We start from the raw sequence: 26215 nt of genomic DNA on the forward strand, positions 1-26215 counted from the left end.
CTGAGCAGGAGGTCATGAGCACCGGCGGGGTGCTTCGGGGGCGGCGGTCGGGGGAGGGAGTGGTGGGGGATGACGGGGACAGCGTCGAATCCGGCGCGTGAAGGGACGGGGCGGGGGCCGGTGCCGGGCGGAGTTGCCGGCGGAGGCGCGGGCGATGACATCGTTGCCGGAGCGGACGGCGGGTCGGCCGACGGTCCGGTGAAGCGGGGCGACGGCGGTGGCGAACGGCCCGTCTGGTCACGGGACTTCGCGCTGTTCTTCGTGGCACGCGCCGTCGCCCGGCTCGGCGACACCATGCTCCCCGTGGCCCTCGCCGCCGGCCTGTTGGAACACGGGTACGGCGCGGGTGCGGTCGGCCTCGCCATGGCCTCGACCGCCGCCGCCTTCGCGGGACTTGTCGTCTTCGGCGGTGTGATCGCCGACCGGTTCAGCACCCGGAAACTGATGATCGGCGCCGACCTGGTGCGCCTCGGCACCCAGTCCCTCGCCGCCGTGGTCTTCTTCACCGGCCATGTCGTGCTCTGGGAGATCTGCGCGATCGGCTTCGTCAACGGCGTCGCGGGCGCGGTGTTCCAGCCGGGCGTGGCGAGTACGGTCCCGAGACTCGCCTCCGACATCCAGGGCGCGAACGGCGCGATACGCATCGCCGAGTCCGCCGCCCAACTCGCGGGTCCGGCCGTGGCGGGCCTGCTCGTTGGATTCACCTCACCCGGCGGCGTGTTCGCGGCCCACGCCGCCACGTACGCGGTGAGCGCCCTCTGCCTCCTGCTGCTCCGGCTGCCCCCGCTCGCGCCGGGCAGCCGCGAGCCCGGGCACGGAACGGGCGCCTTCAAAGCCGATCTGGTCGAGGGCTGGCGGGAGTTCAGATCACGCACCTGGCTCTGGGGAGTCATCGCCGTCTGGTGCCTCTACATGATCGCCGTATCGGGCCCGACCACACCGCTCGTGGCGACCCAGGTGGTGCAACAGCACGGCCCGCGCGCCTACGGCCTGGTCAACTCAGCCCTCGGCGCGGGCACCGTCGTAGGCGGGCTGCTCGCCCTGCGGCTGCGCCCCCGCCGTATGCTCCGCGCCGGGGCGATCGCCCTCTTCGCCTTCGCAGGTTTCCCGGCGACCGTGGGAGCGGGGCTCGGTGTACCGGCCATGGCGGCCGGGGCCGCCGTCGCCGGGGTGGGGATGTCCTTTTGGGGTGTGATGTGGGCGACGAGCGTCCAGACACAGGTCCCACCGGACGTCCTCAACCGCATCCACGCGTACGACGTGGCGGGCTCCCTCGCGATGCTGCCCGTCGGCCAGGCCCTGGCGGGCCCCGCCGCCGGGGCCCTCGGCGCCGACCAGGTGCTCCTCGTCGCGGGCGCGATGAGCCTCGTGGTACCGATCGCGCTGCTCCTCGTGCCCGCCATACGCGACCTGATACGCGCCGACCCGGTCGCGCTCGGCCCGAGCGGCCGGAGCGGCCCGAGCGGCGCGGCGATACGCGAACCGGCGTGCCCGCAGGAGAGTTGACGGAGGGTGCGGGTGTTGCCGTACGGCGGACTGGGTTAGCCCCTCGCTACCGCCGGCCCGCTTCCGACGAAGCCCGCGATCCGTTCGCGCAGCGTCCGGGCGTCGAGCCCGTGTGCGGTGATGTGTTCCTCGACGGTGCCGTAGCGCCGGAGTTCGGCGCGGCCCACGCCCAGGCCGAGCACGCGGTGGGGCACGTCGGCGAGGGCGTCGTTCGCGGCGGTCGTCGAGGTGCCGGCCAGGTAGGGCTCGACGAGGACGACGTCCGTCCCGGCCGTGCGCGTGGCCCGGCGCAACGCGGCCGCGTCGAAGGGCCGTACGGTCGTGGCGTACAGGACGGTGACGTCGAGGCCCTCGGTCGCGGTGAGGACGGCGTCGAGCATCGGTCCGACGGCGACGACCACACCGGAGCGGCCCTCGCGGACGGTGCTGAAGCGTGCGCCGTCGACCGGGAGTGCCTGCGCGTTGGACTGGACGGACAGCCGTACGTACACCTTGTCGTCGCCCGCGGCGACCGCGTGCCGCAGCAGGGTCTCGGCCTCGTCCGGGTGGCCCGGCACGTGCACGGTCCAGCTTTCCAGGGTGTCGAGGAGGGCCACGTCGCCCGGAGCCATGTGCGTGAACCCGCCGGCGGGCCAGTCGAAGGAGGCGGCGGCGCTCACCAGCACCGCGCCGACGTCCTGGTGCCCGAGGTCCAGCTTGACCTGCTCGAAGGGCCGCTCGACGAGGAAACTCGCGAAGGTGTGCAGGACCGGACGCATCCCGGTCAGGGCGAGTCCCGCGCCCGCCCCGACGAGGAGCTGTTCGCGGATGCCGACGTTGATCACCCGGTCGGGGTGCCGGAGCCGGGCGTCGGTGAAGCCGTCCGTGCCGATCTCGGCGAGGACGACGGCCACCCGAGGGTCCTCGTCGAGCAGCCGGGAGACGACCGGGGCGAACCGGTCACGCATGGTGTCCATGGAAAGTGAGCCCTTCTTGAGCCGCTGCTACTGCTACTGCTACCGGTGCTGCTGATTGACGATCGGATTGCCGAACGGGCGGACGGTCAGGCGGACTTGGGCTCCACCCGGGCCACGACCACATGCGGTCGGCCGGGGTGCGGCGCGGTGAAGGCGGCGTACAGCGCCTCGTGGTCGCGGCCGTCCACCGTCACCGCCGACCAGCCCGCGGCCTCGAAGCGCGCGGCGATACCGCCCGGCCGGGCATGGCTCGCGGAGGAGTTGTCGATGACGACGGTGTGCAGCCGGTCCAGTCCGGCGGGCCCGACGAAGGCGATGGCCTCGTGGTTGCTGCCCTCGTCCAGTTCGGCGTCGCCGACCAGGACCCAGATCCGCGGTCCGGTGCGCCCCTGGGCGCGCAGCCCCAGTGCCGTTCCGACGGCGATCGGCAGCCCGTGCCCCAGCGACCCGCTGCCGATCTCGGCGCCCGGCACCAGTACCCGGTCGGGGTGGTGCCCGAGCGGCGAGTCGTAGGAACCGAAGTCCGGGAGCCACTCCACCGGGACGAATCCCTTGGCGGCCAGCACGGCGTAGTAGGCCATCGGTCCGTGCCCCTTGGAGAGCAGGAACCGGTCCCGCCCGGGGTCGTCCATCCGCTCCGGACCGACCCGTAGCACCCGGTCGTAGAGGACCCACAGCGCGTCGAGCGTCGAGGTCGCCGCCGGTCCGTGTTTCTCGTCGCCGGTCATCAGCCCCATGAGGCGGGGCAGGTCGCCGTATGTGCAGGGGCGGCCGTGTTCCGTGGTTGTCGCTGTCATGCGGACGATCGTGCAACCTCAACCAAACTTCAGGTCAAGCGGGCCGAAGAAAGGCGGGCGCGATCATCGACGCGAGTGCGGTATTGTTTCCATGCGCGTTCAACCAGGGGAAACCCCAGGTCAGACGGGCAACGGGACGTGGCGCAGCTTGGTAGCGCACTTGACTGGGGGTCAAGGGGTCGCAGGTTCAAATCCTGTCGTCCCGACAGTGCGAAGGGTCTTCACAGGCGAGAGCCTGTGGGGGCCCTTTTCGTATGGGCCGTTTCCGATCTTCGAGGTTGAGCATGCCGCTCATCGGCACTTTTACTCGGAGGCCGGCGAAAATGCCGTTGCTTGACCTGGACAAGATCACTGCGGGTCTGTCGAAGACCTGGTCGGGGTTTCTGCGGGACTGGGACCGCTCGTTGCGCTCGGGGAACTATCGGGAGACCACCCGCTACAACTATCTGCTCGCGGCCGCGCAGTTGGGCCGCTACCTGGGGGAGTACTCGCCGGACCCGGAGGCCGACGACGCGGCCGAGGATCCGACCGCAGTCAGCCGCGCCCATGTCGAGGCGTTCCAGGCGTGGATGATCGAGACGCGGTCGGCGCCGACGGCGCTGAACAAGCACAAGGCATTGCAGCAGTTCTTCAAGTGGCTGATGCTCGACGAGGGTGAGATCGGCCGGTCGCCGATGGAGCGGGTCAGGCAGCCGAAGATGCCGCAGAAGCTGGTTCCGGTCATCCCTGACGAGGAGACCACGAGAGTCCTCGGCACGTGCAAGGGCAGGCAGTTCGCCCAACTTCGAGACGAGGCGATCATCCGCCTGTACTGCAACACGGGGGCGCCTGTCCGAGGTCGGCAACCTCCTGCTCGACGACGTCGACATGGACACCGAGTCGGTGCACTTCCACGGCAAGGGCAGCAAGGACCGGCGCGTGCGCTTCGGGCCGAGGACCGCGCGGGCCGTCAGCCGCTATCTGCGGGCCCGCGCCAAGCACAAGGCGGCTGACCTGCCGGATCTGTGGCTGGCCGAACGGGGGATCCGGCCGCTCGCCCCCAACGGCATCAAGATTATGCTCAAGCGGCGGGGCCTTGAGGCCGGACTGGTCAAGCTGCACGCGCATCGGTGGCGGCATACCTTCGCCCATGAGTGGAAGCGTGCCGGCGGCGACACCGGCGACCTGATGCTGCTGCTCGGGTGGACGTCGCAGGAGTTGCCCCGCTGCTACGGCGCCAGCGCCGCTGCCGAACGCGCCCAGGAAACCCACCAGCGGATCGGGGTCGGTGATCATGTCTGAACCCCGAGGGCTCCCCGCGCGGTACGGCGGCGGGCGCGAGCAGCAGCTGGCCTTCCGAGCTGTCACCACGATCACACGGGTGGTGGTTGGCCTCGCCTTCCTCTTCGGCTTCGGCAACGTCTGGACACTGGCCCCTACGGCTGGGCGTGTCCGGATGGGTGGCCCCGCTCGTCGCACCCGCCGTGGACCTTTCGGTCCTGGCACTCCTGCGCGCGATCCGGTATCTCGCCCTCTACGGTGCCCCGAGGCCGCGCTGCGCCCGGCCCACAGGCTGCTGCTCCTGGTCAGACTGTTCACCCTCGCGTTCAACGTCACCGAGCCGCTGCTCGCGGGCGCGTACGGCGGGCGGCTTTCGACGCCGTGGGCCCGCTGTTGCTGATCGGTTGGGCCGAGATCGGCCCCGGCGTGCCGCAAACCATCAGCGGTATCCGTGCCGTCGCCGACGATGCGCCGACATTGCCGAGCAGTAGTTCAAGCACTTCCGGAGGACGGCTGCGCAGTGTGCCAGCCGTCCATCCCGGCACCGGGGTGGACGGCACCGATGATCTTCTTGATCGGGCTCGGGCTGAAGATGTCCGGCATTGACAGGCCCACTTGCGTTCGATTTCTGCCGAAACGCTCCGTAAGCGACTGCATATCGGCGCCGCGCGATCCCGCTCGCTGGTCGCTGTCTTGCGCACCAGTAGTGCTGGGGAGGTTGGCAGCGGGTTCCGGGCTGTTCGCCGCTGGTAGTGCTTCGTTAGGTTGTGGGCTGACTGACGTCTCGGAGTTGAGCCGTCCCGATCGGAAGGGCTCCACCCGGTGGGGCAGTTCGGCGAAGCCCGCGTCCGCCAGCGCCCCGGCGAGCCCGGGGAGCGCGGAGATCCGGTCGACGAGCGAGGCGTCCACTTCCAGGCGGGCGGTGTCACCCAGGTCGCGGACCCGGAGGTCGGTCACTGTCAGCCCGGCGTCGGCCAGGAGCGCGCGCACCGCGGTCTCGGCCCGGTCGACGCGGGCCAGGCGGTGCGGGGTGACCTCGATGCCGTAACGGATCCGGCTGGCCAGACAGGGCGTCGCGGGTTTGTTCCAGGTCGGCAGTGACCAGTGCCTGCTCAGCAGGCGCACGTCCGCCTTGGTGAGGCCGGTGTCGAGGAGCGGGGTGTGGATGCCGCGTTCCCGGCCGGCCCTGATGCCCGGGCGGTGGGGGTCCCTGGCATCGTCCGCGTTGGTTCCGGTGGCCACCAGCTCGTATCCGTGGTCGTGGGCGAGCACGGTGATGGTGTCCAGGACCTCGGACTTGCAGAAGTAGCAGCGGTCGGGGCCGTTGGCGCGATAGCCGGGACGGGTCAGTTCGCTGGTGCGCGGGGTGAGATGAGTGACGCCGAGGTCCGTGGCCAGGCGGTGGGCGTGCGGCAGTTCTCCGGCGGCCAGGCTCTCCGACACGGCGGTGACGGCGAGAACCCGCTCCGGGCCGACGGCACGTACGGCGGCGGCGAGCACGAGGGCGGAGTCCGCGCCGCCCGAATAGGCCACGGCGACGGCGCCGATGACGCGCATGCGTTCCAGAAGCCGGTCGGCGAGGGCGTCGGCGGGTGCGAGTGCGGCCGCTCCTTCGTCTGTGACGGTCATGGTTGTCCTCCTGCGAGAAGGTCGGTGTGCTGAGGGGCGGCGGTGCGGTCGCTCCCCGCGAGTGCGCGTGCCGCGACGGTTCGGAGGGGTACGCCCAGGGCTGCGGCGACGGAGGCGAGGTCGTCGTGTTCGGGTTTGGCACCGTGCGGACCGTGCTTGATCCGAACCGGGTGGCCCTCCACGTGCACGGTCTCGAAGTGTCGCGGCAGCGCGGTGCGGGTGGCGTCGACGCGGCGGATGCCGAGACTGCCGGTCTCCGACAGGACGAGGTCGCGCAGCCGACGCTCGTCCTCGCGGGTGGTCAGGACGTGCAGCACGTGCGCGGGGCGGCTCTTCTTCATCACGGCGGGCGTCACCCAGGCGTCGAGAGCACCGGACTCCATCGCCCGGGTGATGGTGTGTCCGAGGATCTCGCCGGTGACGTCGTCGAGGTTGGTCTCCAGAACGACGACATCCTCCGCCGGAGGGTCCTGACTCGAAGCTGCCGGGGCGGGGACTCCCAAGGTCACCGCCGTGACGTTGGCCCGGTCCGGCAGGCGGCGGGTGCCCGCTCCGTACCCGGTGCGGCCCAGGGTCATGGGTGGCGGCGGTTCGTACCGCGTCCCGAGCGCGCGCAGCAGTGCGGCGCCGGTGGGCGTCACCGTTTCGCCGGGCAGATCGCTTCCCACGACGGCCGCTCCGGCGAGCAGCGCCAGCGTGGCGGGTGCCGGGCAGGGCAGTACTCCGTGCGCCGAGGTCACCCGCCCCCTGCCCAGCGGGAGCGGTGCGCTGAAGACATCGGTGACGCCCAGGGCGTGCAGGGCGGCCGCGACGCCGACGATGTCGACCAGGGTGTCGTGGCCGCCGAGTTCGTGCAGGTGGACGGTGGCGGGGTCGGCGCCGTGCAGGCGGCCCTCCACCTCGGCGACGGCGGTCACGGTGGAGACCGCGAGGGCGGCGACAGGTTCGGGGGTGGCCCGCGAGGCGAGGTGGATGACTTCGGCGGCCTGCCGCTCGGTGCACGGGTCGGTGACGTCCACGTGGACCCGGGTGGCGGCCAGCCCGTGGTCGGTGACGCGCTCGGCCGTCAGTTCCCAACCGGTGAGACCCGTGGCGGCGATCGAGGCCCGGATCGCGTCCAGCGGTGCTCCGGCGTCGATGAGGGCGGCCAGGAGCATGTCTCCGGCCAGCCCGGTGAACGGGTTGATCCAGACGATCACCGGCGGCCTCCGGGTGTGTTCACACAGCTCTGGGCGATGCGGTGAACCGCCATCGCGGCCGAGAAGCCGGAGTCGATGTTGACCACGGTCACCCCGGCGGCACACGAGGCGTGCATGGCGAGCAGTGCGGTGACGCCCTCCAGGGACGCGCCGTACCCGGTGGAGACCGGCACGGCGACGACCGGTGCGCGCACCAGGCCGCCCACGACACTGGCGAGGGCGCCCTCCATCCCGGCCACGACGATCAACGCGTCGGCGGCCTGGAGCCGGTCACGCACCTGGAGGATCCGGTCGAGGCCGGCCACCCCCACGTCGTGGATGGCGGTGGTGTCCAGGCCGACGGCGGCGGCCACGGCGGCGGCTTCGGCGGCGACGGGCCGGTCCGAGGTGCCGGCCGCCACCACCGTCACGCAGAAGTCCCCGGCCGGAGACGGCCGCCAGTACAGCAGCCGGGCCTCGGCGTCGTACGTTCCCGGGCCGTGCGGCTGACCGTCGTACGTTCCCGGGTCGTGTCGCTGACCGTCGTACGGCCCCGGGCCGCGCGCCTCCTCGTCGTGCGCGCCCGGATCCAGCCGTGCCATGACGGCCTCGGCGGTCCCCGCCTCGATCCGGGTGACGAGGACAGGACCGGTGTTGTGTTCCAGCAGCCCGGTGACGATGCCGCTGATCTGCTCGACCGTCTTGCCGGGCCCGTAGACGACCTCGGGGAGTCCCTGCCGGGCCTCGCGGGCGAGGTCCAGTCGGGCGTAGCCCAGGTCCAGTACCCCGCTCATGCTCCGCTCCTGTCGACGTACGGGATGGTCTGCGGCCCTTCGGGCAGGACGCAGAGACGGGCGCCGGGACCCGCTGCGGCCAGCGCCTCGGCGACGGTGGCCGAGATGTCGCGGGTCTGTCGGAGGTGGGCGGTCTCCAGTTCGGCGTCGCTCAGGAAACCGGTGTGCATGACGACCCGGCTGCCGGACTGGATACGTGCCTGTATCTGCACCTGCCACTGGTCGGGCACGGTTTCGGTGCGGGCGCTGATGTCGTCGAACAGCGCCTGAGGGGACGGAGCGGAGGCCAGCACCTCCCGGTAGGAGCCGTGGTCGGGGAAGCCGTCGCGGCACTCGGCCGCGCAGACGATCATGCCGCCGGGTTTGACCACCTGGTAGGCGGCGGACATGCCCTTGACCGCCTGGTAGAGGTTCTGGTCCAGCGGAAAGCCGGAGTTGGTGGTGACGACGACGTCGAACGGCGCCTCGACCGGCCGCATCGCCATCCGCTTCGCCGTGGCCGTGGCCGCGGCGTGCATCGGCGCCAGATCGCCTCCGAAGGCGGCCACGATGTCCTTGTCCCGGTTCAGCACCACGTCCAGCGAGAAGGTGACTCCGGTCGCCTCGGCGATGGCCCGTACGTCGTCATGGACGGGGTTGCCGTGGGTGTTGCCCCAGGTGGCGCGCGGGTCGCCGATGCGGGCCGCGTCGTGCAGGACGAGGACCGTCTCCAGCGCGGCCAGGCCGGGGGCCACGAGTTTCGGACCGCCCGAGAAGCCGGCGAAGAAGTGCGGTTCGACGAAGCCCGTGGTGATGCGGACGTCCGCCTCGGCCCACGCACGGTTCAGCCAGACCGGGACGCCGTTGCCGTACGTCCCCATCCAGGTCAGTTGTCCGGGGTCGCGGGCGTCGTGGTTGACGATGCGTACGGTGTCCACGACCTCGTCGCCGAACATCTCGCGCAGTTCCGCCTCGTCGTTGCCCCGGTGGGTGCCGGTGGCGACGAGGATCACCACGTCCTCCAGGCGGACGATCCCTTCGAGTTCGGCGAGGACGGCGGGGATCATCAGACGGCGCGGCTGGGGGCGGGTGCCGTCACAGGCCGAGATCGCCACCGTCTGCCCCGGTCGCACCCGTTCGCGCAGCGGGGGCCCGGCGACGGGGGTGCGCAACGCCTCGCGCAGTACGGCCACTTGGTCCGCGGCGGCCTCGTGGTGAACGGGTTCGACGACGGTCGCCGTCCGCGGATCCACCTCGATGTCGAGCCCCGACTGCCCGTAGGCCAGACGTATCTTCACAGCTCTTCCTTCCGCAGTCGGTAGGCGCGGGCCGCCGTGCCGCCGAAGACCTCGGCACGTTCGGCGGCGGTCAGCCGTTCGGTCACTTCCTCGGCCGCGCGGACGACCTCCTCGTAGGAGGCGGCCGGCAGGCACACCGGCCAGTCGGAGCCGAACATCACCCGGGACGGGCCGAAGGCGTCCAGCACCACATCGGCGTACGGACGCAGATCCGCGACGGTCCAGCCGGTGCGGTCCGCCTCGGTGACCATGCCGGACAGCTTGCAGAACACGTTGGGTTCGGCGGCCAGTTCACGGATCAGCGCGGCCCACGGCCGCAGTTCGCCGGAGGCGATGGGCGGCTTGGACAGGTGGTCGAGGACGAAGGTCAGCTCGGGCAGCGCCCGTACGGTGGCGATGGCGGCGGGGAGTTGGTGCGGGAGAGTGAGCAGGTCGTAGGCGAGACCCGCGTCCGCCACCCTGCCCAGTCCGCGCCGGACGTCCGCCCGGTTCAGCCAGCCCGGGTCCGCCTCCCCCTGCACCAAGTGCCGGATCCCCACCAGGAGTTCACCTCCAGTGCCCGTCCGCAGCGCGGCCAGTGTGTCCGTCAGGCGGTCCGAGGTGAGGTCCGCCCAGCCGACGACACCGGCGACCAGGTCCGCTGCCCCCGCCAGGGACAGGAACTCCGCCGTCTCGTCGGCATCGGGGAGGACCTGGACCAGGATCGTCCGGTCGATGCCCGCCGCCGCGGCCTCCGGCGCGAGGTCGTCGAGGGTGAAGTCACGGCGTACGGCCACCATGTCGGGGGCGTCCAGCCAGTCGTGCGCGCGACGGCTCGGACCGGAAGCGGTCCTGGGTGCTCTCGGAGCCGTCTCTGCCACAGGTATCGCGGGCCGGGGCCGCCAGACGTGGTGGTGTGCGTCGATCCGTGTCATGGCCGGGCCCCCGCCAGGGCGTCGAGTTCCGCCCACAACTCCGCGGGGATCTCCGCCGTGGCGTGCGCGAGGTTCTCCGTGACCTCCAGTGGACTGCGCGCGCCGAGGACCACACCGGTGACCGCCGGGTGGCGCAGCGGGAACTGCAGTGCGGCGGCGGCCAGCGGCACCCCGTGGGCCGCGCACCGCTCGGCCAGGGACCGGGCACGGCGCAGCACTTCGTCGGGGGCCGGGGCGTAGTCGTAGGTGGCGCCCGGGGACGGGTCGGCGAGGATGCCGCTGTTGAAGACGCCGCCGACCAGGACGCCGACCTCGCGCTCGGTGCACAGCGGCAGGAGCACGGCGGCCGCGCTGCGGTCCAGCAGGGAGTAGCGGCCGGCGACGAGTACGCAGTCGAGGTCGGTCTCGGTGACGAAGCGGGTGAGCATCGCCGTCTGGTTCATGCCCGCGCCGATCGCCCGCACCGCTCCCTGGTCGCGCAGCCGGGCCAGTGCCGGGTACGCCCCCGTGACCGCGTCCTCCCAGTGGTCGTCCGGGTCGTGGATCAGCACTGTGTCGAAGGCTTCGAGACCGGACCGCTCAAGGCTCTCGGCGAGCGAACGGTAGACGCCCTCGGCGCTGTAGTCGCGCACCCGGACCAGCCCCCGTTCGCCGTGGAACGCCTCGTCCCCGAGGGCGGCGTCGCCCGGCACGAGCAGCCGTCCCACCTTTGTGGACACGGTGAACTCGGCGCGCGGGCGGCCGGTGTCGGCGAGGAAGGATCCCAGCCGCCGTTCCGCGAGCCCGGCGCCGTAGTGCGGGGCGGTGTCGAAGTACCGGACACCGGCCGCCCAGGCGGCGTCGAGCGTGGCGGTGGCCTGCTCGTCGCCGACCGCCGAGAACAGCCCGGCCAGCGGTGCGGTGCCCAGGCCGATACGGCTGACGGTGGCCCCGGAGCGGCCCAGCGGGACGCGCTCGGTGAACCAGGGCGGGCTCGCGGAGGTCATCAGGCCTGTCCGAGGACGTGCCGCTGGCGGCCGAGCCGGTCGATCTCCACCTCGACCACGTCACCGGCGACCAGATAGGGGAAGTCGTTGGCGCCGAAGGCCACGCCGGCCGGGGTACCGGTGCTGATCACGTCTCCGGGGTTCAGCACCATGAACTGGCTCAGGTACCAGACGACGTGGCGCACCCCGAAGATCATGTTCTTGGTGTGGCCGTCCTGGCGCAGTTCGCCGTTGACCCACAGCCGCATGGCCAGTCCCTGCGGGTCGCCGGTCTCGTCGGGGGTGACCAGCCAGGGGCCGAGCGGGTTGAAGGTCTCGCAGGACTTGCCCTTGTCCCACTGCCCGCCCCGCTCGTGCTGGAAGGCCCGCTCGGTGACGTCGTCGGCGATCGCGTAGCCCGCGACGACGCCGTCGGCCGCCTCTGGGGAGTCCAGGTAGCGCGCGGTGCGGCCGATGACCACGGCGAGTTCGATCTCGTAGTCCGTCTTCTCGCTGGTGCGCGGTACGAGCACGGTGTCGTCGGGGCCGACGACCGTGTTGGCGGCCTTCATGAAGACGACCGGTTCGGCAGGGGGCGGTGTCGCCGTCTCCGCAGCGTGATCGACGTAGTTGAGCCCGATGCACACCACCTTGCCGGGGCGCGCGACCGGGGCGCCGACCCGCAGGCCGGCGATGTCCGTGTGCGGCAGCACGTTCTCGGACAGGGCGGCACGGACGCGTTCCACGCCGCCCTCGGCCAGGAACGCACCGTCGATGTCGACGGTCAGCGGACTCAGATCTCTCGCGGTGCCGTCGGAGTCAAGGACCACGGGCCGCTCGGAGCCCGCCGGGCCCACGCGCAGAAATCTCATCGGTACTCCTCGGTGAGGTCAACATGTCCGCCTGGTGACCGGCAACTCGGTACCCGGGAGCGGGACATGAGGAATGGAAAGGGATAACGGGCGCACCAGTAGTCGGAGAGGAAGCCCCTACACGGCTGAGCCGTCCCCGGGGAGTCGGCTGTCCCGGTCCAGGTGCTCGCGCAGCCACCGTTCGGTGGTGCTGACGTGCATCAGCGCCGCCGCCTGGGCGAGCAAGGCGTCACCGTCGGCCAGCGCTTGGTAGATCGCCTCGTGTTCGGCGAGGGTGCGGCCGGCGGCGTTGTCGTCGACCAGTCCCCGCCAGACACGGGCGCCCAGCGTCCGGCCGGCGATGCCTTCCAGGAGGGTGGTCAGCGTGGCGTTGCCGGTGGCCGCGACCACGGCCCGGTGGAAGGCGGCGTCGTGCTCGTTGAGGCGCTCCACGTCGTCGCGGGCCGCCCGCATCGCGTCCAGGTGCCGTTGCACCTCGCCGAGCTCGGTGGCCGAGATCCGGGTGGCGGCCAGCGCCGTGGCGACCGGCTCGAACAGTCGGCGCACCTCGGTGAGCTCCAGCAACGTGTCGCCGTGCAGCAACTCCACCGCGGACCCGATGCTGCTCAGCAGCAGCTCCGGTTCCAGGCTGGTCACGTAGGTGCCGTCCCCGCGCCGGATCTCCAGCACCCGCGCGACGACCAGCGCCTTCACCGCCTCCCGCATCAGATTGCGGGACAGGCCCAGCTCCGCGGCGAGCTGTTGCTCGGGCGGAAGTTTGGCCCCGGGGAGCAGTTCGCCCGACTGGATGAGGTCCCTGATGCGGTCGATGGCCTTGTCGGTCAGTGACATGCGTGGCCGTCCCCTCGTCGTTGCGTGTGCAGCGGCACCGTAGCAATACATCCCATGACGTAGGAAGACATGGGATGGCTGAATCCGCTACCGCAATCACGAAAATCTCATCTACTTCGCAGGTCAGAGGCGCAACTGTCCGACTCTTCTCGTTCCGGCTATGGACACGGCGGTGAGCAGAGGCTAAAAATCCATCCCATGTCTGGAGCTGCTGCTGCAGAACAGACATGCCATGTACACATGACGATGGGTGGTTGCCATGACCCCGAAACGACACCTCGGCCTCCCGGCCGCGATTGCCGGTCACCATGAGTGAACTGATCAGCGCCGTCGACGCGGTCGACGTACGGTTCCCGACCTCTCTGGAACTCGACGGCTCCGACGCGATGAACCCCGAACCCGACTACTCGGCCGCCTATGTGACGATCCGTACGAGCGGCGGCGACGAGGGTTACGGGCTCGCCTTCACCGTGGGGCGCGGCAACGACGTGGAAGTCGCCGCCGTACGTGCGCTGGCCCCGCTGGTGGTCGGTCTCTCGGTGGAAGAGGTACTGAACGACCTCGGCGGTTTCTCCCGGCGGCTGACCGGCGACAGCCAACTGCGCTGGCTGGGCCCGGAGAAGGGGGCCATCCACATGGCCGCCGCGGCGATCGTGAACGCCGTGTGGGACCTGTACGGCCGCCGTACGGGGAAGCCGGTCTGGCAGTTGCTGGCCGAACTGTCACCGGAGCAGCTCGTCGACCTGGTCGACTTCCGCTATCTGCAGGACGCGCTGACCCGCGATGAGGCCCTGGACATCCTGCGCCGCGCCGAACCGGGCCGCGCCGAACGCGCCGCGCACCTGCTGGAGCACGGATATCCGGCGTACACGACGACACCCGGCTGGCTCGGCTACGACGACGAGAAGCTGGTGCGGCTGTCGAAGGAGGCGGTCGCCGACGGGTTCTCCCAGATCAAGCTGAAGGTCGGCGCCGACCGCGCGGACGACGAGCGCCGGATGCGGCTGGCTCGCGAGGCGGTCGGCCCGGACATCAGGATCGCCGTCGACGCCAACCAGGCGTGGGGCGTCCAGCAGGCCATCGACTGGATGCGGGCGCTGGTGCCCTACGACCCGTACTGGATCGAGGAACCCACCTCCCCCGACGACATCCTCGGCCACGCCGCCATCCGCAAGGCGCTGGCGCCCGTGAAGGTGGCCACCGGCGAGCACACCCACAACCAGGTGATGTTCAAGCAGCTGCTCCAGGCCGGCTCGCTCGACATCCTCCAGATGGACGCGAGCCGCACCGCGGGCGTCACCGAGAACGTCGCCGTCCTGCTGCTGGCCGCCAAGTTCGGCGTCCCGGTCTGCCCGCACGCCGGCGGGGTCGGCCTGTGCGAGATGGTGCAGCACCTGGCGATGTTCGACTACGTCGCCGTCAGCGGCACCACCGAGAACCGCGTGATCGAGTACGTCGACCATCTGCACGAGCACTTCACCGATCCCGTACGAATCCGGGAAGGCCACTACCTCGCGCCGACCGCCCCCGGTATCAGCGCCGAACTGCACCCGGACTCCGTGGCGGCCCACCGCTATCCCGAGGGCCCGGTGTGGGAAGCGAAGGCCGCGACATGAGCACGGACGAGTTCGCCGGGCTGACCGCGCTGGTCACCGGTGGCGCCTCCGGCATCGGCCTGGCCACCGCTCAGTTGCTCGCCGCACGTGGGGCGCGCGTGGCCTGCCTCGATCTCAAGCCGGGCGACGTGCCCGAACCCCTCATCGGCATACAGGCCGACGTGTCGGACGAAACCGGCGTACGAACGGCCGTCGGGGAGGCCGCCCGCAGGCTCGGGGGCATCGACATCCTCGTCAACAACGCGGGGATCGGCGCCCAGGGCACGATCGAGGACAACACCGACGACGAGTGGCGTCGCGTCTTCGAGGTCAACGTCTTCGGCATGGTGCGGGTGACCCGTGCCGCGCTGCCGCACCTGCGGCGCTCGCACAGCGCGGCCGTCGTCAACACCTGCTCCATCGCGGCCACGGCGGGGCTGCCCGACCGGGCCCTGTACTCGGCCACGAAGGGCGCCGTCCTCTCTCTCACCCGGGCGACCGCCGCCGACCTCGTGCACTCCGGAATCCGCGTCAACTGCGTCAATCCCGGTACCGCCGACACCCCCTGGGTCGGGCGCCTGCTGGACAGCGCCGCCGACCCCGAGGCCGAACGCGCCGCCCTGAACGCCCGTCAGCCCATGGGCCGCCTGGTCAGCGCGGAAGAGGTCGCCGCGGCCATCGCCTACCTGGCGAGCCCGCTCTCCGGCTCCACCACCGGCACCGATCTCGCCGTCGACGGCGGCATGCACGGACTGCGGATCCGCCCGCAGGCCTGACAACGGTTGTCCGGCACACCGCACCAGCAACCCGTTCCCACCCCGGTGAGGAGATGGAGAAGCTGTTGTCACTCCGGAGGTGAGGACTGTGCGACGGCGGCTACCCGGGCTGTGCGGGGCTCACCGAAGGACGGGAACTCCTGCATCAACAGGGGGAGCGTTGATGTGGTCGTCGCGAGGTTGACGGCGTAGAAGTACTCGTTCTCCGCGGCCTCCAGCACCTCGCCCTGCACCTCCTGGAGGAACGAGCGGATCATCCACACGGCAAGCGGGAGGTTCGCGCGCAGGTGCGGGTGCTGGGCGACCACGTAGATCGGGATGATGCCTGCGGCGACGGGCGTCATCTTGGTGCTGATGAAGAAGAACAGCACGTCGAGCGTCCTACGGACCGGCCGTACCGACAGGGCGTACGCAGTTGGCGTGGCCGGCAGAAGTACCAGGACCGTCGAGGCCACCGCGACGACGATCGAGTTGCCCGCGTACGCCCAGAAAGTCTGCCTGGAACGTGTTTCGCGGACAACAGGCGTAGCGCCGGCATCGCGAATGCGATTTCGAGGAAGGGCTGCAGGCATCGCGAACGGTGTCCAACGCCACGACGTGATCTTGATGATGGACAGCGTCGACTGTTCGCCCAGCCGGTTCACGCGCGGCAGTCCGACGGAGTCGGTGAGCCAGCCGAGGAGTTCGAACATGGCGCTGCGCCGGAACAGCGTGACCTCCACGGGCATGACAAAGAACGGTGTGATGGTGAGCGTGCGGGCGAGGCCCCGCTCCCGCGCCGGGAACTTCTTCCGCGGAAGCATCGCCAGGACAAGCTCGGCCGCCATGCCGGTGATCGTCGCGCCGCCTGTGAGGACCACCGTGTTTTTGATGGCCTTCCAGGACGTGTCGTCGTCGAAGGCGGCCCGGAAGTTGTTGAGGCCTGCGAAGCCCTTCTGACCGGGGCCGAGCGGGCTCCGGCGTTGCAGCGCCCAGCTATGGCTACTTGAGGTATCCGGCCTTCTTGACCAAGAACTCGGTGGAGGACTGGGAGTCTCATCGAGGTCTTCCCCTGAGTGATCTGCTGCGGGCAGCCCTCCCAGCCCTCCCAGCCGTCCTCGGCCGTGTCCTGCTGGCCGTGCGCACGCAGGGGGTCGACGTAGAACTTCACGGTCTTCTCGGTCTGGGGGCCCAGAAGGGCAGGCCGCGCAGGGCCGAAGGGCGAGGCATCAGGCATCCCGAGGGCGGTGCGCCGACAACTGACGAGTGGGCTCGGCCCGAGTGTGCCCGTCGGGGGCCAAGGTGATGCCCCGCTCGACTGATGCCGAAGGGCCGGCGCCACACCGCGCGCCGGCCTCTGAACGTGTTTCACGTACACCCTGGCGGGAGCCCGGCCGTTGGCCGGGCTCCCGCCCAATGCGCTGCCTGTTGAGACGTGCCCGTGTCTAGGACGACACCAGCACCAGGGACCACAGCTGAGAGGTGGCGCCGGTGTACGCCTGCTGGACGATCTGTGCGCCGTCGGTGGTGGCTGCTCCGGAAACGGTGAGGGCGAGACCCGAGTTGCGGTTCACCAGCTTGTAGTTGGAGCCTACGGCGACCACCTGCCACTGCTGGTCGTTGCCGCTGTTCTGCACCCACTGCACGGCGCTCGCGCCGCTGGCCGTGCTGGCCGCCAGGATGCCGAGGGCTCGGCCGCTGTTCTTGTCGAGCAGCGTGCTGTATCCGCTGCCGACATCCGTGACGTGCCACAACTGGTCGGCCGACCCGTTGTCGGTCCACTGCACGACGTTCTGCCCGTCGTGCAGGTCCGCGGCGTACACGCCGAGGGCCTTACCGCTGTTGGCGTTGACGAGCTTGTAGTACGCGCCGGTGGAGTTTCCGAAGTCGATGTCCGCGTAGGAGATCGTGGTTGTCCCGCCGACGATCTCGACTCGGCCCGTGTTGGGGATGTAGGTGAGGCTGCGGCTGTAGGAGGACGCCATCGTCGTGTGCTGCTGCGTCCACGCGCCGGTGCTGCTTCCGCTGGCGTTCGTCCAGACGTCCCCGCTGCCCGCGGCGTTGAAGAGGATCCGCCCGTTCGACATGCGCATGAGCACCGGGCTGCCTCCACGGGACAAGGCGCTGGAGCCCGACGTCACCGAGAGCGAGGTGACGCCGGTGCCCGCGGTACCGCCCACCGAATAGAAGTGCAGCGGATCGCTGGCGATCTTGTAGCGGACGTTGTCACCGCCACCCCAGTATTCGTAGGTCATCATCCACTTGCCGTCGCTGGTCTGGACGACATTGGTCATGCCGGGGCGGCCGCCGCCGATCTCGCTGTAACCGGACGAATTGGTGACCGTCGTTCCGGAGACATCGACAACCGCGCTGCTCCACGACGAGCTGACGCCGTCCCATGTCCGGTGCGCAAGGATCTGTGTGGCGGGATCCGGAGTTGTGCTGTTGTTCGGATCGAGTGTCGGAACGCCCGTCGACGAGTCGTAACCGGTGTAGTCGTTCTCGTCGGAGTAGTAGGCGACGAGCTGGTTGTTGTAGACCATCAGGTACGGCTCCCAGACGGGGTCGTTCTGGTGGTTGGTGTTCTCGGTGGCAGGGTAGTTCGCGCCGTTGGACCAGCTGCCCGTCGTGATGACGTTGACGACATTCCACGTCGCGCCCGAGTCGGTGCTTGAGTAGAGCGCGATCGCCGTGTTGCTGCGGTCGCCGTCGTGCGTCGGCGTGTAGCTGGAGTTGGTTGCCTTCTGGTCGAGGTAGTTGTAGTCGTCGCCCGATACGACGGTGGCCATCAGCAGTGTGCCGGATGCGAGATTTCCGACTGCCTGGGGCAGCACGTACAGATACGGGTTGGTCCAGTTACTGACGTACGAGGAGTACGCGGGGTTCGACGACGCGTACGCCGGCGCCTTGACGTCTGACAGGTGTTGCCAGGTCGTGCCGTTGTCGTCGCTCTTGTACAACGGCATTGTCTGGCCGTCGGCCGAACCCGAGGCGGCTACCGTCGACTTCTCGAATGCCGCGACGAGTCGTCCACTCGGCAGCACGGCCGTTTTCGGGTACAGCGCGCAGTTGTTGGTGGCCTTCGTGCAGGATGAGTTGCTCGGGAGCTGGTAGAGGGTGGCGGGTGTCGGTGTGGACGCCTGCGCGGGCATCGCGAAGGTCCACAGCGTCGCGGCTATGGCCAGAACGAGGGTCAAAGCTCTACGCGGATGTCTTGTGCCTTTCATCTTTCCTCCCGAAAAGATAGACAAGATCGGATCTTGGAGTCCGGAGCGGGCCGGGATCCGTATGCCGGCGGCCGGTGGTTTCTCTCCGACTTGGCGGTACCGAGGCGGCGGCGGGTTTGTCTTCGCCCGGCCATTTGGAGCGTCTCGCCCACGCCGCGGCAAGGGGATGCCATCGTTCGAGTCCCGGACTGAGCCTGTGAATCGGTGCAGTTGAGTCGAGCCCTGGGGCTTTCGTGGTTGGCGAGTGGGCGCATTCACGGCTTATGGCATACGAGCGCGTCCACTGCTCTGCTGTGTTCGCTCGTCGCGCCCGATTCCGTCGAGGACACGCGATGCGTGAAAGCTGAAGGGAGTTGAACTATCTGTCTGCGGCAGATGTTCGCAGAGGAAGGCAGCGTTGCGGTTGCCTCAAGCGTTGACGGTGGCAGGGGAATCGCTGATGTCCCGTCGCTTTCGGTACTTCGCAGATGGCGCGGACCGGATTGGTGGAGGTCCGTTCAAAAGAGGCCGGCAGCGTGCCGTTCCGGCTGCGGTAGTAACGCAGTTCGGATGCCTTCGTGCCATCGCGAACAAGGCAACCTTTTCACCTCCTCTGAACTCCCCAACGGGGGAACGGGGATGGGTCAATTATTCGGGCGTGGGGCATCCGTGTCACCAGTGCGTTTCGAAAGTGTTTCGCAGAGGAGCGGTTCGCTGTGTATTGACGTGTCGGCGCACACCTCGCCGTCCAGGGAGGTTTCGAAGTCTCGGTGATCACGTGAGTGTGGAGATCGCGACGGTAGGTCGATGGGTGGTCGGCCCGGTCCGTATGCAACGAAGCTCCGGTTGATGCCGGTGACCGATCAAGTCGCCTGCACCGCCCGGAGCTTCGATGTGCCGTCAGTCCGCCGGCGATTGTCTGGTCAAGTGAGTGTGCTGCCGATCGCCCTCACCTTGACTGATCCGAGAAGTCCGTGCCGTTCGGGTGGAGCCGCTGCCTTGTCGGCCTGACCAAGCCGGTCTCGTAGGCGAACACGACGGCCTGGACGCGGGCGCGGGCGCCGATCTTGGTGAGGATGCTGCTGATGTGGCTCTTGACCGTGGTCGGGGCTATCGAGAGCCGTTCGGCGATTTCCCTGCTGCTCCAGCCGGAGGCGAGAGCGGCAAGCACCTCGCATTCACGCTCGCTGAGATGAGACAGCCGGTGTCTGCGTTCGGTGAGGTCGGACCGGCTCTGCTCACGGACCGCGTCGACGAGTGCGCGGGTGAGGTGGGGAGACAGGACGGCACCTCCGAGCGCGATGGTGCGGATGGCCGCTGTCAGCTCGTGGGGGAGGGCGTCCTTGAGGAGGAGTCCGTCGGCACCGGCGCGCAGGGCGGCGCACGCGGACTCGTCGGCGTCGAAGGGCGTGAGTATCAGCACCCGCGGGGGGATCCTGTCCGTCCCGTCAGCGTCAGGTGCCATCGGATCCTCGTCGGGCCGGGTGATGCGATGTATCGCCTGAATGTGCTTCTCGTCCGGTCGGCCCATGTCCATGAGGACGACGTCAGGTCGGAGCGTGTCGGCGAGTCGGACTGCCTGGGCGTAGGTGGTCGCCTCGCCCACGATCGTGAGGTCGGGCTGGGCTTCCAGGAACATCCGCAGGCCGAGGCGTTGCAGAGCCTGGTCGTTGACGATGAGCACGGTGGTCATGCGGGCGTTCTCCCGGCGGACCTGGCCCTGGAGGCGTTCGGTCGGCGATGGTCGGGGCGGGGACGGTGTGTGGGGGCGCGGACCCGGCCACGGATCCCGGGACGTTCCGGATCGTGGCCGGGCCCTTCACCCGCACCGGGCGCCTGTCCCCACGGACGGCCGATGCGGACCGGGCGCGCGCTCCGCTTGAGTACGCGCGACCGGAGTCGCGGGGCGTAGGAGGCAGAAGGCCGGGGTGGCCCGCCGGATGGCCTCACTGCCGTCGGACTGTCGTGTCCTCAGCTTTTGACGGTGCTCAGGACTGCGGTGGCCATGCCTTGTTCGCCCCGTTCGTTGGGGTGGACCATGGCGGCGGGACTGCTGGGCTTGAGGGGTTCGATCCATCGAGTGGCCGCCGGGGAGCAGGCGTCGTGGCCGGCGGACGGGGTGAAGGTGTCGACGTACGTGGCTCCCGCGGCTCGCGCGCGTTCGCCGAGCATGGTGTTGAGCTCCTGTTGCTTCTCGCGCAGGAACGTGACGTCGCCGGGAGCGATGGGCAGGCCACGTCCGCAGCGTGTGCCCTTGGCGGGCAGGATCGACGGGTAGCCGACGACGTAGACCCGGGCCTCGGGCGCACGGCGTTGGATCTCGTTCAGTGCGCGGGTGAGGCGGTCACCCGCGGTGCGGATCTTCTGGGCCACCTTGTCGGTGCCGCCGGAGGTGTACTTCTCCTCGCAGGGTGCCTTGTCGGTGATGTCCGTGACGCGCTCGGCCAGTTTGAAGAGCGTTCCGGTGCCGACGCACTTGGTGATCATCGAACTGAAGCCGATGTCGTTGCCGCCGATGCCGAGCGTGACCAGCCGCGTGTCGGTGTTCAGCGCGGAGAGCTGTGCGGGGTTGGTGCCGTTGCCGGTGGACTGGGGGGTGGTGAGGTCGGAGACGGTGGCGCCACTGCAACTCACGTCACGGAAGTCGGCAGCCTTCAGGCCGAGTTCCTTGGCGACCAGGGCCGGGTAGTTGCGGCCGGAACGGTCACAGCCGGCCGGAGTGCTGGTCTGAGGAGGGATCTTGGGGCCCGAGGTGTACGAGTCGCCGAGTGCGACGTACGGCCCCTTGGATATCTCTTTGTTGTTGCTCTGGTCGCTCTTGCCGCTGCTGTCGGAGTTCTGTCCGATGCTGACGGCGGTGACCAGTACCCCGCAGGCAAGGGCCACGCCCATGCCGGTTCGTGCCAACGGTCCCATTGCTGTGTCCTGTTCTTCGTTGCGGATGCTGGGTTGCGGGGACGTGGCGGTACACATGGAGCGGTGTCGGTGCGGCCCTTGGGGGTCGGGCGAGCGGGGCGGGGCGGTTTACGACGGGCGGACGAGTCCGGTGTCGTAGGCGAAGATGACGGCCTGCACGCGGTCGCGGGCGTCGATCTTCGTGAGGATGCGGCCGATGTGGGATTTGATCGTGGATTCGGCGAGGTGGAGACGCTCGGCGATCTCCTGGTTCGTCCAGCCGGTGGCCATGGCGGTGAGGACTTCGCACTCGCGTTGGGTCAGTTCGGCCAGTCGGCGCTGCTGCTGCGGACTGTGCCCGGGGAGGCGGTCGCTGAAGGCGTCGATCAGTTTGCGGGTGAGGCCGGGGGAGATGACGGCGTCGCCTGCGGCCACGGCCCGGACCCCGGCGACGAGTTCGTCGGGCTGGGCGTCCTTGAGCAGGAAGCCGCTGGCTCCGGCACGCAGGGCGTCGTAGGCGTATTCGTCGAGGTCGAAGGTCGTCAGCACCAGGATGCGTGAACGGCCGCCGGATTCCACGATGCGGCGGGTGGCCTCGATGCCGTCCATGCCGGGCATCCGGACGTCCATGAGGACGACGTCGGGCCGGAGTTCGGCGGTCATACGGACCGCTTCACCGCCGTTGGTGGCCTCACCGACGACGTTCATGTCGGACTGGGCCTCCAGGAGCATGTTGAAGCCCATGCGTTGCAGGGCCTGGTCGTCGACGATGAGGACGGTGGTCATGAGGGGTGCTTCTCCGGGGAGTTGGGCTGCGGGCTGGGGACGAGGAGGGCGCGGACGGACCAGCCGCCGTGAGCGTTGGGGCCTGCGGTGACGGTGCCCTGGTAGAGGGCGGCGCGTTCGCGCATGCCGACCAGGCCACGGCCGCCGCCCGCGCGGGGACGGTTCGTCGAGGGTGTGCGGGCCGGGCCGGTGTCCTCGACGGTGACGCGTACGGCGTCCGGGTCGGCGGTGAGGGACACGTGGACCGAGGTGTCGGGGGCGGCGTACTTGACGGTGTTGGTCAGGGCCTCCTGGACGATGCGGTAGACGGAGAGCTGGATCCCGGGAGGCAGGTCGGTGAGGTTGCCGTGGGAGTCCAGGGTGACGGTGGGACCGGCGGCGCGGACGCGGTCCAGCAGTGGGTCGAGGTCGGTCAGGCCGGGCTGCGGGGCGAGCGGCATGTCGCCCGGCCGGTCGTCCTCCTCGCCGATGACGGAGAGCAGGCGACGCAGTTCGGCCAGTGCGTCACGGCCGCTGGCACTGATGATGCGGAGAGTCTGGGCCCCGCGTTCCGGCTTCTTCTCGGTGAGGGCGGCGGCGCCGTCGGCGAGACCGACGATGACGGCGAGGGTGTGGCCGAGGATGTCGTGCATCTCCCGGGAGACCCGGGCACGTTCCTGCGCTATGGCCAGGCGGGCCTGCTGGTCGCGTTCCTTCCGCAGGGCGTCGATGTAAGCACTGGCCAGCCGGCTGAGCAGGCCCAGTGCGGCGAACGCCGCCATCGCGGTCATGGCCAGCAGGGTCACGACCTCGGGGCGTGTGGCGTGTTCCAGCTGACCGCCCTTCCAGAAGACGGCGGCCCACACTCCGAGCTGCACGGTGGTGATGCCGACGGCGAGAGCGAGTTGCCGGGGGGTGCTGTAGCGGCCGACGTTGAACAGGGCCACGACCCGTGCGGACTCGGCTCCGGTCAACACGCCCAGCGGGAGGGCCACTACGGAGGCGGCGGCGGTCAGGGCGAAGACCAGCATGGGCCGGCGTTCCCGCCACAGGAGAGGGACGGTGAAGGCAACGATGAGCGCCAACTGCGCCGGGACGTCGCCGGTGTTGTAGGGGTTGAGGTAGGAGTTGATGCCGAGCGCGGCGCAGAAGGCCGGTACCCCCCAGTGCCGGACCTTGGGGTGGGCCCGGTCGGCCCGGCGCAGCGCGGCCAGCCGGAAGATGACCGAGGCGATCACGCGCTGTTCGGAATCGTTGGTCAGGGTCTCCAGGACCCGGCGGTCGTCCGGGCCCGGGGCCGCGGGGGCGCTCGGTGTGGTCACGGGGGTCCTTCACGGGTCGGGAGGCCGCCCGCCGGTCCCGGGGGATTGGACCGGCGGGCGGGGCTGGGGAATCGGCCGGTGGGAGGTGGCCGATCCGGTCAGTGGTCGAACAGCGGTCGGCATTGGTCGCTGCTGCGACGCGTCTCCGTCAGCTCTTAGCTCTTACGGAACAGTTTGTTCCGCAGCCCCCTCGTCGGCGTTGCTTTCGGCTCGGCCGTGTCGGCCGATGGGGTGGCGTCGCCATCGCGTGCGCGGCGCTGTCCGAGGCCGGGCAGTCCCGGGATCCTTCCACGGTGGTGCCGGGGAAGCGGCGACGTGAAGCCCGTCGTGTCCGAGGTGTCGGAGCCGGAGCCGTTGGTGAGGACTGACGGGGCGGCGTGGTTGTCCGAGCCCTGGTGGCTCCCCGCGGGTACGCCGGCGAATACGGGTTCGGGTGCGGTGCTCGTCTTCTCGGCGGCCAGGGCCTGGCGGAGCTTCTCACCCTCGACGTCCACGTCGGGCATGACCCGGTCCAGCCACTTGGGCAGGGCCCAGGCGCGGCGTCCGAGCAGAGTCATGACCGCCGGAACGATGGTCATGCGGACCACGAAGGCATCGAAGAACACGGCGGAGCCGAGGCCGAGGCCGATGGACTTGATGAGTGCCACGTCGTCGAGGAGGAAGCCGGAGAACACCGAGATCATGATGATCGCCGCCGCGGTGACCACGCGGGCACTGTGCTTGAAGCCCTGGACGATCGCCTGCGTGGGTTCGGCGCCGTGGACGTACTCCTCCCGCATCCGGGTGACGAGGAAGACCTCGTAGTCCATGGCGAGTCCGAAGACCACGCCGATCAGCAGGATGGGCAGGACGCTCACGATCGGCGCGGTTTCCTGGATGCCGAAGAGGCCCTTCAGCCAGCCCCACTGGAAGACGGCGACCACGACGCCGAGCGTGGCGCCCACGCTGAGGAGAAAGCCGAGGGCCGCCTTGAGCGGGACCAGGATCGAGCGGAAGACCAGCAGGAGAAGGATCAGCGCCAGGCCGACCACGATCGCCAGGTAGGGGATGAGGGCCTGGCCGAGCTTGCTGGAGACGTCGATGTTGACGGCGGTGGTGCCGGTCACCATCAGGTCGGCACCCGTGTCCTTGTGCAGCGTGCCGCTCTGGGCACGGATGTCCTTGACCAGGTCCTTGGTGGCCTGGCTGCTCGGCGCGCTCTTCGGGATGGCCCCGATCAGGGCCACGTCGCCGGACTCGTTGAACGCGGCGTCGCGCACCGCGGCCACGTCGGGCAGCTTCTTGATCCGCGCCACCGCGTCCGCGGCGGCTGCCTTCGGGTCCTTGCTGTCGCGGGCGTCGACCACCACGGTCAGGGGACCGTTGAAGCCGGGACCGAAGCCCTTGCTGAGGGTGTCGTAGGCGACGCGCTGGGTGCTGTCGGGGGACTTCATGGAGTCGTCGGGCAGGGCCAGGCGCAGGGACATGGCAGGGATGGTCAGCAGGCCCAGGCCGATCACCGCGACGGCGAGGACCTTGACCGGGTTGCGGGTGACGAACTTGGCCCAGCGCACGCCCATGGCCTCGCCCTCGCCGCGTTCTTCCAGGGCGTGCATGCGGCGGCTGAGGAGCTTGCCCTTCATGATCCGCGTCCCGGCGAAGCCCAGCATCGCGGGCAGCAGGGTCAGCGCGATGACCACGGCGACAGCGACCGCGAAGGCGGAGGCCAGGCCCATCGAGGTGAGCATCTTGATGCCGATGACACTCAGGCCCGCCAGCGCGATGATCACGGTGAGGCCGGCGAAGACGACGGCGGATCCGGCGGTGCCCAGGGCCCGCCCGGCGGCTTCCTCCGGATCATGGCCGTCGCGGATCTCGTTGCGGTAGCGGGAGACGATGAACAAGGCGTAGTCGATGGCCACTGCCAGACCCAGCATCAGAGCCAGTGTCGAGGCGGCCGAGGCCATGTCCACGAACGAGGTGGCGATGGTGATGCACATGACGGCCACGCCCACGCCGAGGATCGCGGTCAGGAGCGGGAGTCCGGCCGCGATCAGCGAGCCGAAGGTGATCACCAGAACGACCGCGGCGACCGCGAGACCGATCAGTTCGGCAGCCTTGCTGGCCGCCTTGTCCTCGACCGCGTCACCACCCATGCTGACCGTCAGCCCGGCCTTCTCACCCTCCGCGGCGACCTTGTTCAGGACCTCGTGCGCGGCGCTGCTGACGTCCGACTTGGCGACCTTGTAGGACACCTGGGTGTAGGCGATGGAGCCCGACTTGCTGACCAGACCACTGGTGAACGGGTCGGAGACGCTCGCCACCTGCGGCGACGTCTTCAACTCGGCCACCAGCGAGGTGATTTCCGCCTTGTTGGCGGCGGAGGTGAGCTTCTGGCCGGAAGGGGCCTCGAAGACGACCCGGGCGGTGGCGCCGGAGGCGGAGGCCTGCGGGAACTCCTTCTGCAGCAGGTCGATGGCCTTCTGGGACTGCGTGCCCGGCAGTGTGAAGCTGTCCGAGGTGGAGCCGGTGGAACTCATGGCGCCGATGCCTACGGCGGCCAGGACGGCGATCCACAACATCAGGAACAGGCGTCGTCGCCGGAAGGCGAGCCGTCCCAGTCGATAGAGGAAGGTGGCCACGGGGTACTCCCACCAGGAGAAGAGATCATTACGTGAGCAGGGCCTGATCGACCCTTGATCTCAAGCTAGGGGCGGTT

21 protein-coding genes, 1 tRNA gene and 1 pseudogene are annotated in these 26215 nt (G+C 69.7%); 6 read left to right on the plus strand and 17 right to left on the minus strand.

Features of this window, described 5'->3' with window-relative positions; genetic code table 11:
• Positions 1-198 precede the first annotated feature (198 nt).
• A complete protein-coding gene (locus tag OG223_RS44500; protein ID WP_443073871.1) occupies positions 199-1506 on the plus strand; it encodes an MFS transporter in 1308 nt (435 codons plus the stop codon).
• A 35-nt stretch (positions 1507-1541) separates the two neighbouring features.
• Here OG223_RS44500 and OG223_RS44505 read toward each other — a convergent pair whose 3' ends face one another.
• A complete protein-coding gene (locus tag OG223_RS44505) occupies positions 1542-2462 on the minus strand; it encodes a transketolase family protein (RefSeq protein WP_329261983.1) in 921 nt (306 codons plus the stop codon).
• Between the two features lie 86 nt (positions 2463-2548).
• A complete protein-coding gene (locus OG223_RS44510) occupies positions 2549-3259 on the minus strand; it encodes a transketolase (protein ID WP_329261985.1) in 711 nt (236 codons plus the stop codon).
• A gap of 132 nt (positions 3260-3391) precedes the next feature.
• Between OG223_RS44510 and OG223_RS44515 the strand changes: the two genes are divergently transcribed.
• The 3 genes and pseudogenes from OG223_RS44515 (at position 3392) to OG223_RS44525 (ending at position 4540) form a co-directional block, all read left to right on the plus strand.
• Positions 3392-3465 (plus strand) — tRNA-Pro (locus OG223_RS44515).
• A gap of 117 nt (positions 3466-3582) precedes the next feature.
• Positions 3583-3891: pseudogene (locus tag OG223_RS44520) on the plus strand (phage integrase N-terminal SAM-like domain-containing protein); the annotation flags it as partial.
• A 235-nt stretch (positions 3892-4126) separates the two neighbouring features.
• Positions 4127-4540: a tyrosine-type recombinase/integrase gene (locus OG223_RS44525; RefSeq protein ID WP_329261987.1), complete on the plus strand. Its 414-nt coding sequence runs from the start codon at positions 4127-4129 to the stop codon at positions 4538-4540.
• Positions 4541-5011: 471 nt separating this feature from the next.
• Here the strand turns inward: OG223_RS44525 and larE are convergent, their stop codons facing one another.
• From larE to OG223_RS44565, 8 genes are all read right to left on the minus strand, one after another.
• On the minus strand, positions 5012-6148 hold the full coding sequence (gene larE, locus OG223_RS44530) for an ATP-dependent sacrificial sulfur transferase LarE (RefSeq protein WP_329261990.1): 1137 nt from the start codon (positions 6146-6148) through the stop codon (positions 5012-5014).
• The gene (gene larC, locus OG223_RS44535) at positions 6145-7347 is read right to left on the minus strand and encodes a nickel pincer cofactor biosynthesis protein LarC (RefSeq protein WP_329261992.1); all 1203 of its coding nucleotides are present in this window, start codon (positions 7345-7347) and stop codon (positions 6145-6147) included. Before larC ends, larE begins: the two co-directional genes overlap by 4 nt.
• Complete coding sequence (gene larB / locus OG223_RS44540; RefSeq protein ID WP_329261994.1) at positions 7344-8120, minus strand: nickel pincer cofactor biosynthesis protein LarB; 777 nt, start codon at positions 8118-8120, stop codon at positions 7344-7346. The genes larC and larB overlap by 4 nt, the downstream gene beginning before the upstream one ends.
• Positions 8117-9397 (minus strand): nickel-dependent lactate racemase, encoded by a 1281-nt coding sequence (gene larA / locus OG223_RS44545; RefSeq protein ID WP_329261997.1) that lies wholly within the window; start codon positions 9395-9397, stop codon positions 8117-8119. The genes larB and larA overlap by 4 nt, the downstream gene beginning before the upstream one ends.
• Positions 9394-10311, minus strand: coding sequence for an amidohydrolase family protein (locus tag OG223_RS44550; RefSeq protein WP_329262000.1), 918 nt, complete (start codon positions 10309-10311; stop codon positions 9394-9396). Before OG223_RS44550 ends, larA begins: the two co-directional genes overlap by 4 nt.
• Positions 10308-11297 carry an aldo/keto reductase gene (locus OG223_RS44555; protein ID WP_329262002.1) on the minus strand — a complete coding sequence of 330 codons (990 nt, stop codon included), beginning with the start codon at positions 11295-11297 and terminating at the stop codon, positions 10308-10310. Before OG223_RS44555 ends, OG223_RS44550 begins: the two co-directional genes overlap by 4 nt.
• On the minus strand, positions 11297-12148 hold the full coding sequence (locus tag OG223_RS44560) for a fumarylacetoacetate hydrolase family protein (RefSeq protein WP_329262005.1): 852 nt from the start codon (positions 12146-12148) through the stop codon (positions 11297-11299). Before OG223_RS44560 ends, OG223_RS44555 begins: the two co-directional genes overlap by 1 nt.
• 117 nt (positions 12149-12265) lie before the next feature.
• On the minus strand, positions 12266-12979 hold the full coding sequence (locus tag OG223_RS44565) for a FadR/GntR family transcriptional regulator (RefSeq protein WP_329262007.1): 714 nt from the start codon (positions 12977-12979) through the stop codon (positions 12266-12268).
• Positions 12980-13287: 308 nt separating this feature from the next.
• Between OG223_RS44565 and OG223_RS44570 the strand changes: the two genes are divergently transcribed.
• Both OG223_RS44570 and OG223_RS44575 read left to right on the plus strand, forming a co-directional pair.
• Entirely contained in the window at positions 13288-14595 is a 1308-nt protein-coding gene (locus tag OG223_RS44570) for an L-fuconate dehydratase (RefSeq protein WP_329262009.1), read from the plus strand.
• Positions 14592-15350 (plus strand): SDR family NAD(P)-dependent oxidoreductase, encoded by a 759-nt coding sequence (locus tag OG223_RS44575; protein ID WP_329262012.1) that lies wholly within the window; start codon positions 14592-14594, stop codon positions 15348-15350. Before OG223_RS44570 ends, OG223_RS44575 begins: the two co-directional genes overlap by 4 nt.
• A gap of 68 nt (positions 15351-15418) precedes the next feature.
• On the opposite strand, the gene OG223_RS44580 is transcribed toward OG223_RS44575, so the two are convergent.
• From OG223_RS44580 to OG223_RS44610, 7 genes are all read right to left on the minus strand, one after another.
• Positions 15419-16177 (minus strand): hypothetical protein, encoded by a 759-nt coding sequence (locus tag OG223_RS44580; protein ID WP_329262014.1) that lies wholly within the window; start codon positions 16175-16177, stop codon positions 15419-15421.
• A gap of 597 nt (positions 16178-16774) precedes the next feature.
• The gene (locus tag OG223_RS44585) at positions 16775-18526 is read right to left on the minus strand and encodes an RICIN domain-containing protein (RefSeq protein ID WP_329262017.1); all 1752 of its coding nucleotides are present in this window, start codon (positions 18524-18526) and stop codon (positions 16775-16777) included.
• A 958-nt stretch (positions 18527-19484) separates the two neighbouring features.
• Positions 19485-20228 carry a response regulator transcription factor gene (locus OG223_RS44590; RefSeq protein WP_329262020.1) on the minus strand — a complete coding sequence of 248 codons (744 nt, stop codon included), beginning with the start codon at positions 20226-20228 and terminating at the stop codon, positions 19485-19487.
• A 278-nt stretch (positions 20229-20506) separates the two neighbouring features.
• A complete protein-coding gene (locus tag OG223_RS44595) occupies positions 20507-21451 on the minus strand; it encodes an SGNH/GDSL hydrolase family protein (RefSeq protein WP_329262022.1) in 945 nt (314 codons plus the stop codon).
• Positions 21452-21559: 108 nt separating this feature from the next.
• Positions 21560-22216 (minus strand): response regulator transcription factor, encoded by a 657-nt coding sequence (locus OG223_RS44600; protein ID WP_329262024.1) that lies wholly within the window; start codon positions 22214-22216, stop codon positions 21560-21562.
• On the minus strand, positions 22213-23517 hold the full coding sequence (locus OG223_RS44605) for a sensor histidine kinase (protein ID WP_329262026.1): 1305 nt from the start codon (positions 23515-23517) through the stop codon (positions 22213-22215). The genes OG223_RS44600 and OG223_RS44605 overlap by 4 nt, the downstream gene beginning before the upstream one ends.
• A gap of 155 nt (positions 23518-23672) precedes the next feature.
• A complete protein-coding gene (locus tag OG223_RS44610; RefSeq protein WP_329262029.1) occupies positions 23673-26138 on the minus strand; it encodes an MMPL family transporter in 2466 nt (821 codons plus the stop codon).
• Between the last annotated feature and the right edge of the window lie 77 nt (positions 26139-26215).

This window comes from Streptomyces sp. NBC_01478 (assembly GCF_036227225.1).
Classification (GTDB): domain Bacteria; phylum Actinomycetota; class Actinomycetes; order Streptomycetales; family Streptomycetaceae; genus Streptomyces.

What these genes read in the sequence shown, in the direction of transcription:
- OG223_RS44505 (WP_329261983.1), bottom strand. Translation starts at nt 2,462, where the DNA reads ATGGACACCATGCGTGACCGGTTCGCCCCGGTCGTCTCCCGGCTGCTC.
- OG223_RS44510 (WP_329261985.1), bottom strand. Translation starts at nt 3,259, where the DNA reads ATGACAGCGACAACCACGGAACACGGCCGCCCCTGCACATACGGCGAC.
- OG223_RS44525 (WP_329261987.1), top strand. Translation starts at nt 4,127, where the DNA reads ATGGACACCGAGTCGGTGCACTTCCACGGCAAGGGCAGCAAGGACCGG.
- larE (WP_329261990.1), bottom strand. Translation starts at nt 6,148, where the DNA reads ATGACCGTCACAGACGAAGGAGCGGCCGCACTCGCACCCGCCGACGCC.
- larB (WP_329261994.1), bottom strand. Translation starts at nt 8,120, where the DNA reads ATGAGCGGGGTACTGGACCTGGGCTACGCCCGACTGGACCTCGCCCGC.
- OG223_RS44550 (WP_329262000.1), bottom strand. Translation starts at nt 10,311, where the DNA reads ATGACACGGATCGACGCACACCACCACGTCTGGCGGCCCCGGCCCGCG.
- OG223_RS44555 (WP_329262002.1), bottom strand. Translation starts at nt 11,297, where the DNA reads ATGACCTCCGCGAGCCCGCCCTGGTTCACCGAGCGCGTCCCGCTGGGC.
- OG223_RS44560 (WP_329262005.1), bottom strand. Translation starts at nt 12,148, where the DNA reads ATGAGATTTCTGCGCGTGGGCCCGGCGGGCTCCGAGCGGCCCGTGGTC.
- OG223_RS44565 (WP_329262007.1), bottom strand. Translation starts at nt 12,979, where the DNA reads ATGTCACTGACCGACAAGGCCATCGACCGCATCAGGGACCTCATCCAG.
- OG223_RS44570 (WP_329262009.1), top strand. Translation starts at nt 13,288, where the DNA reads ATGAGTGAACTGATCAGCGCCGTCGACGCGGTCGACGTACGGTTCCCG.
- OG223_RS44575 (WP_329262012.1), top strand. Translation starts at nt 14,592, where the DNA reads ATGAGCACGGACGAGTTCGCCGGGCTGACCGCGCTGGTCACCGGTGGC.
- OG223_RS44580 (WP_329262014.1), bottom strand. Translation starts at nt 16,177, where the DNA reads ATGGCGGCCGAGCTTGTCCTGGCGATGCTTCCGCGGAAGAAGTTCCCG.
- OG223_RS44590 (WP_329262020.1), bottom strand. Translation starts at nt 20,228, where the DNA reads ATGACCACCGTGCTCATCGTCAACGACCAGGCTCTGCAACGCCTCGGC.
- OG223_RS44595 (WP_329262022.1), bottom strand. Translation starts at nt 21,451, where the DNA reads ATGGGACCGTTGGCACGAACCGGCATGGGCGTGGCCCTTGCCTGCGGG.
- OG223_RS44600 (WP_329262024.1), bottom strand. Translation starts at nt 22,216, where the DNA reads ATGACCACCGTCCTCATCGTCGACGACCAGGCCCTGCAACGCATGGGC.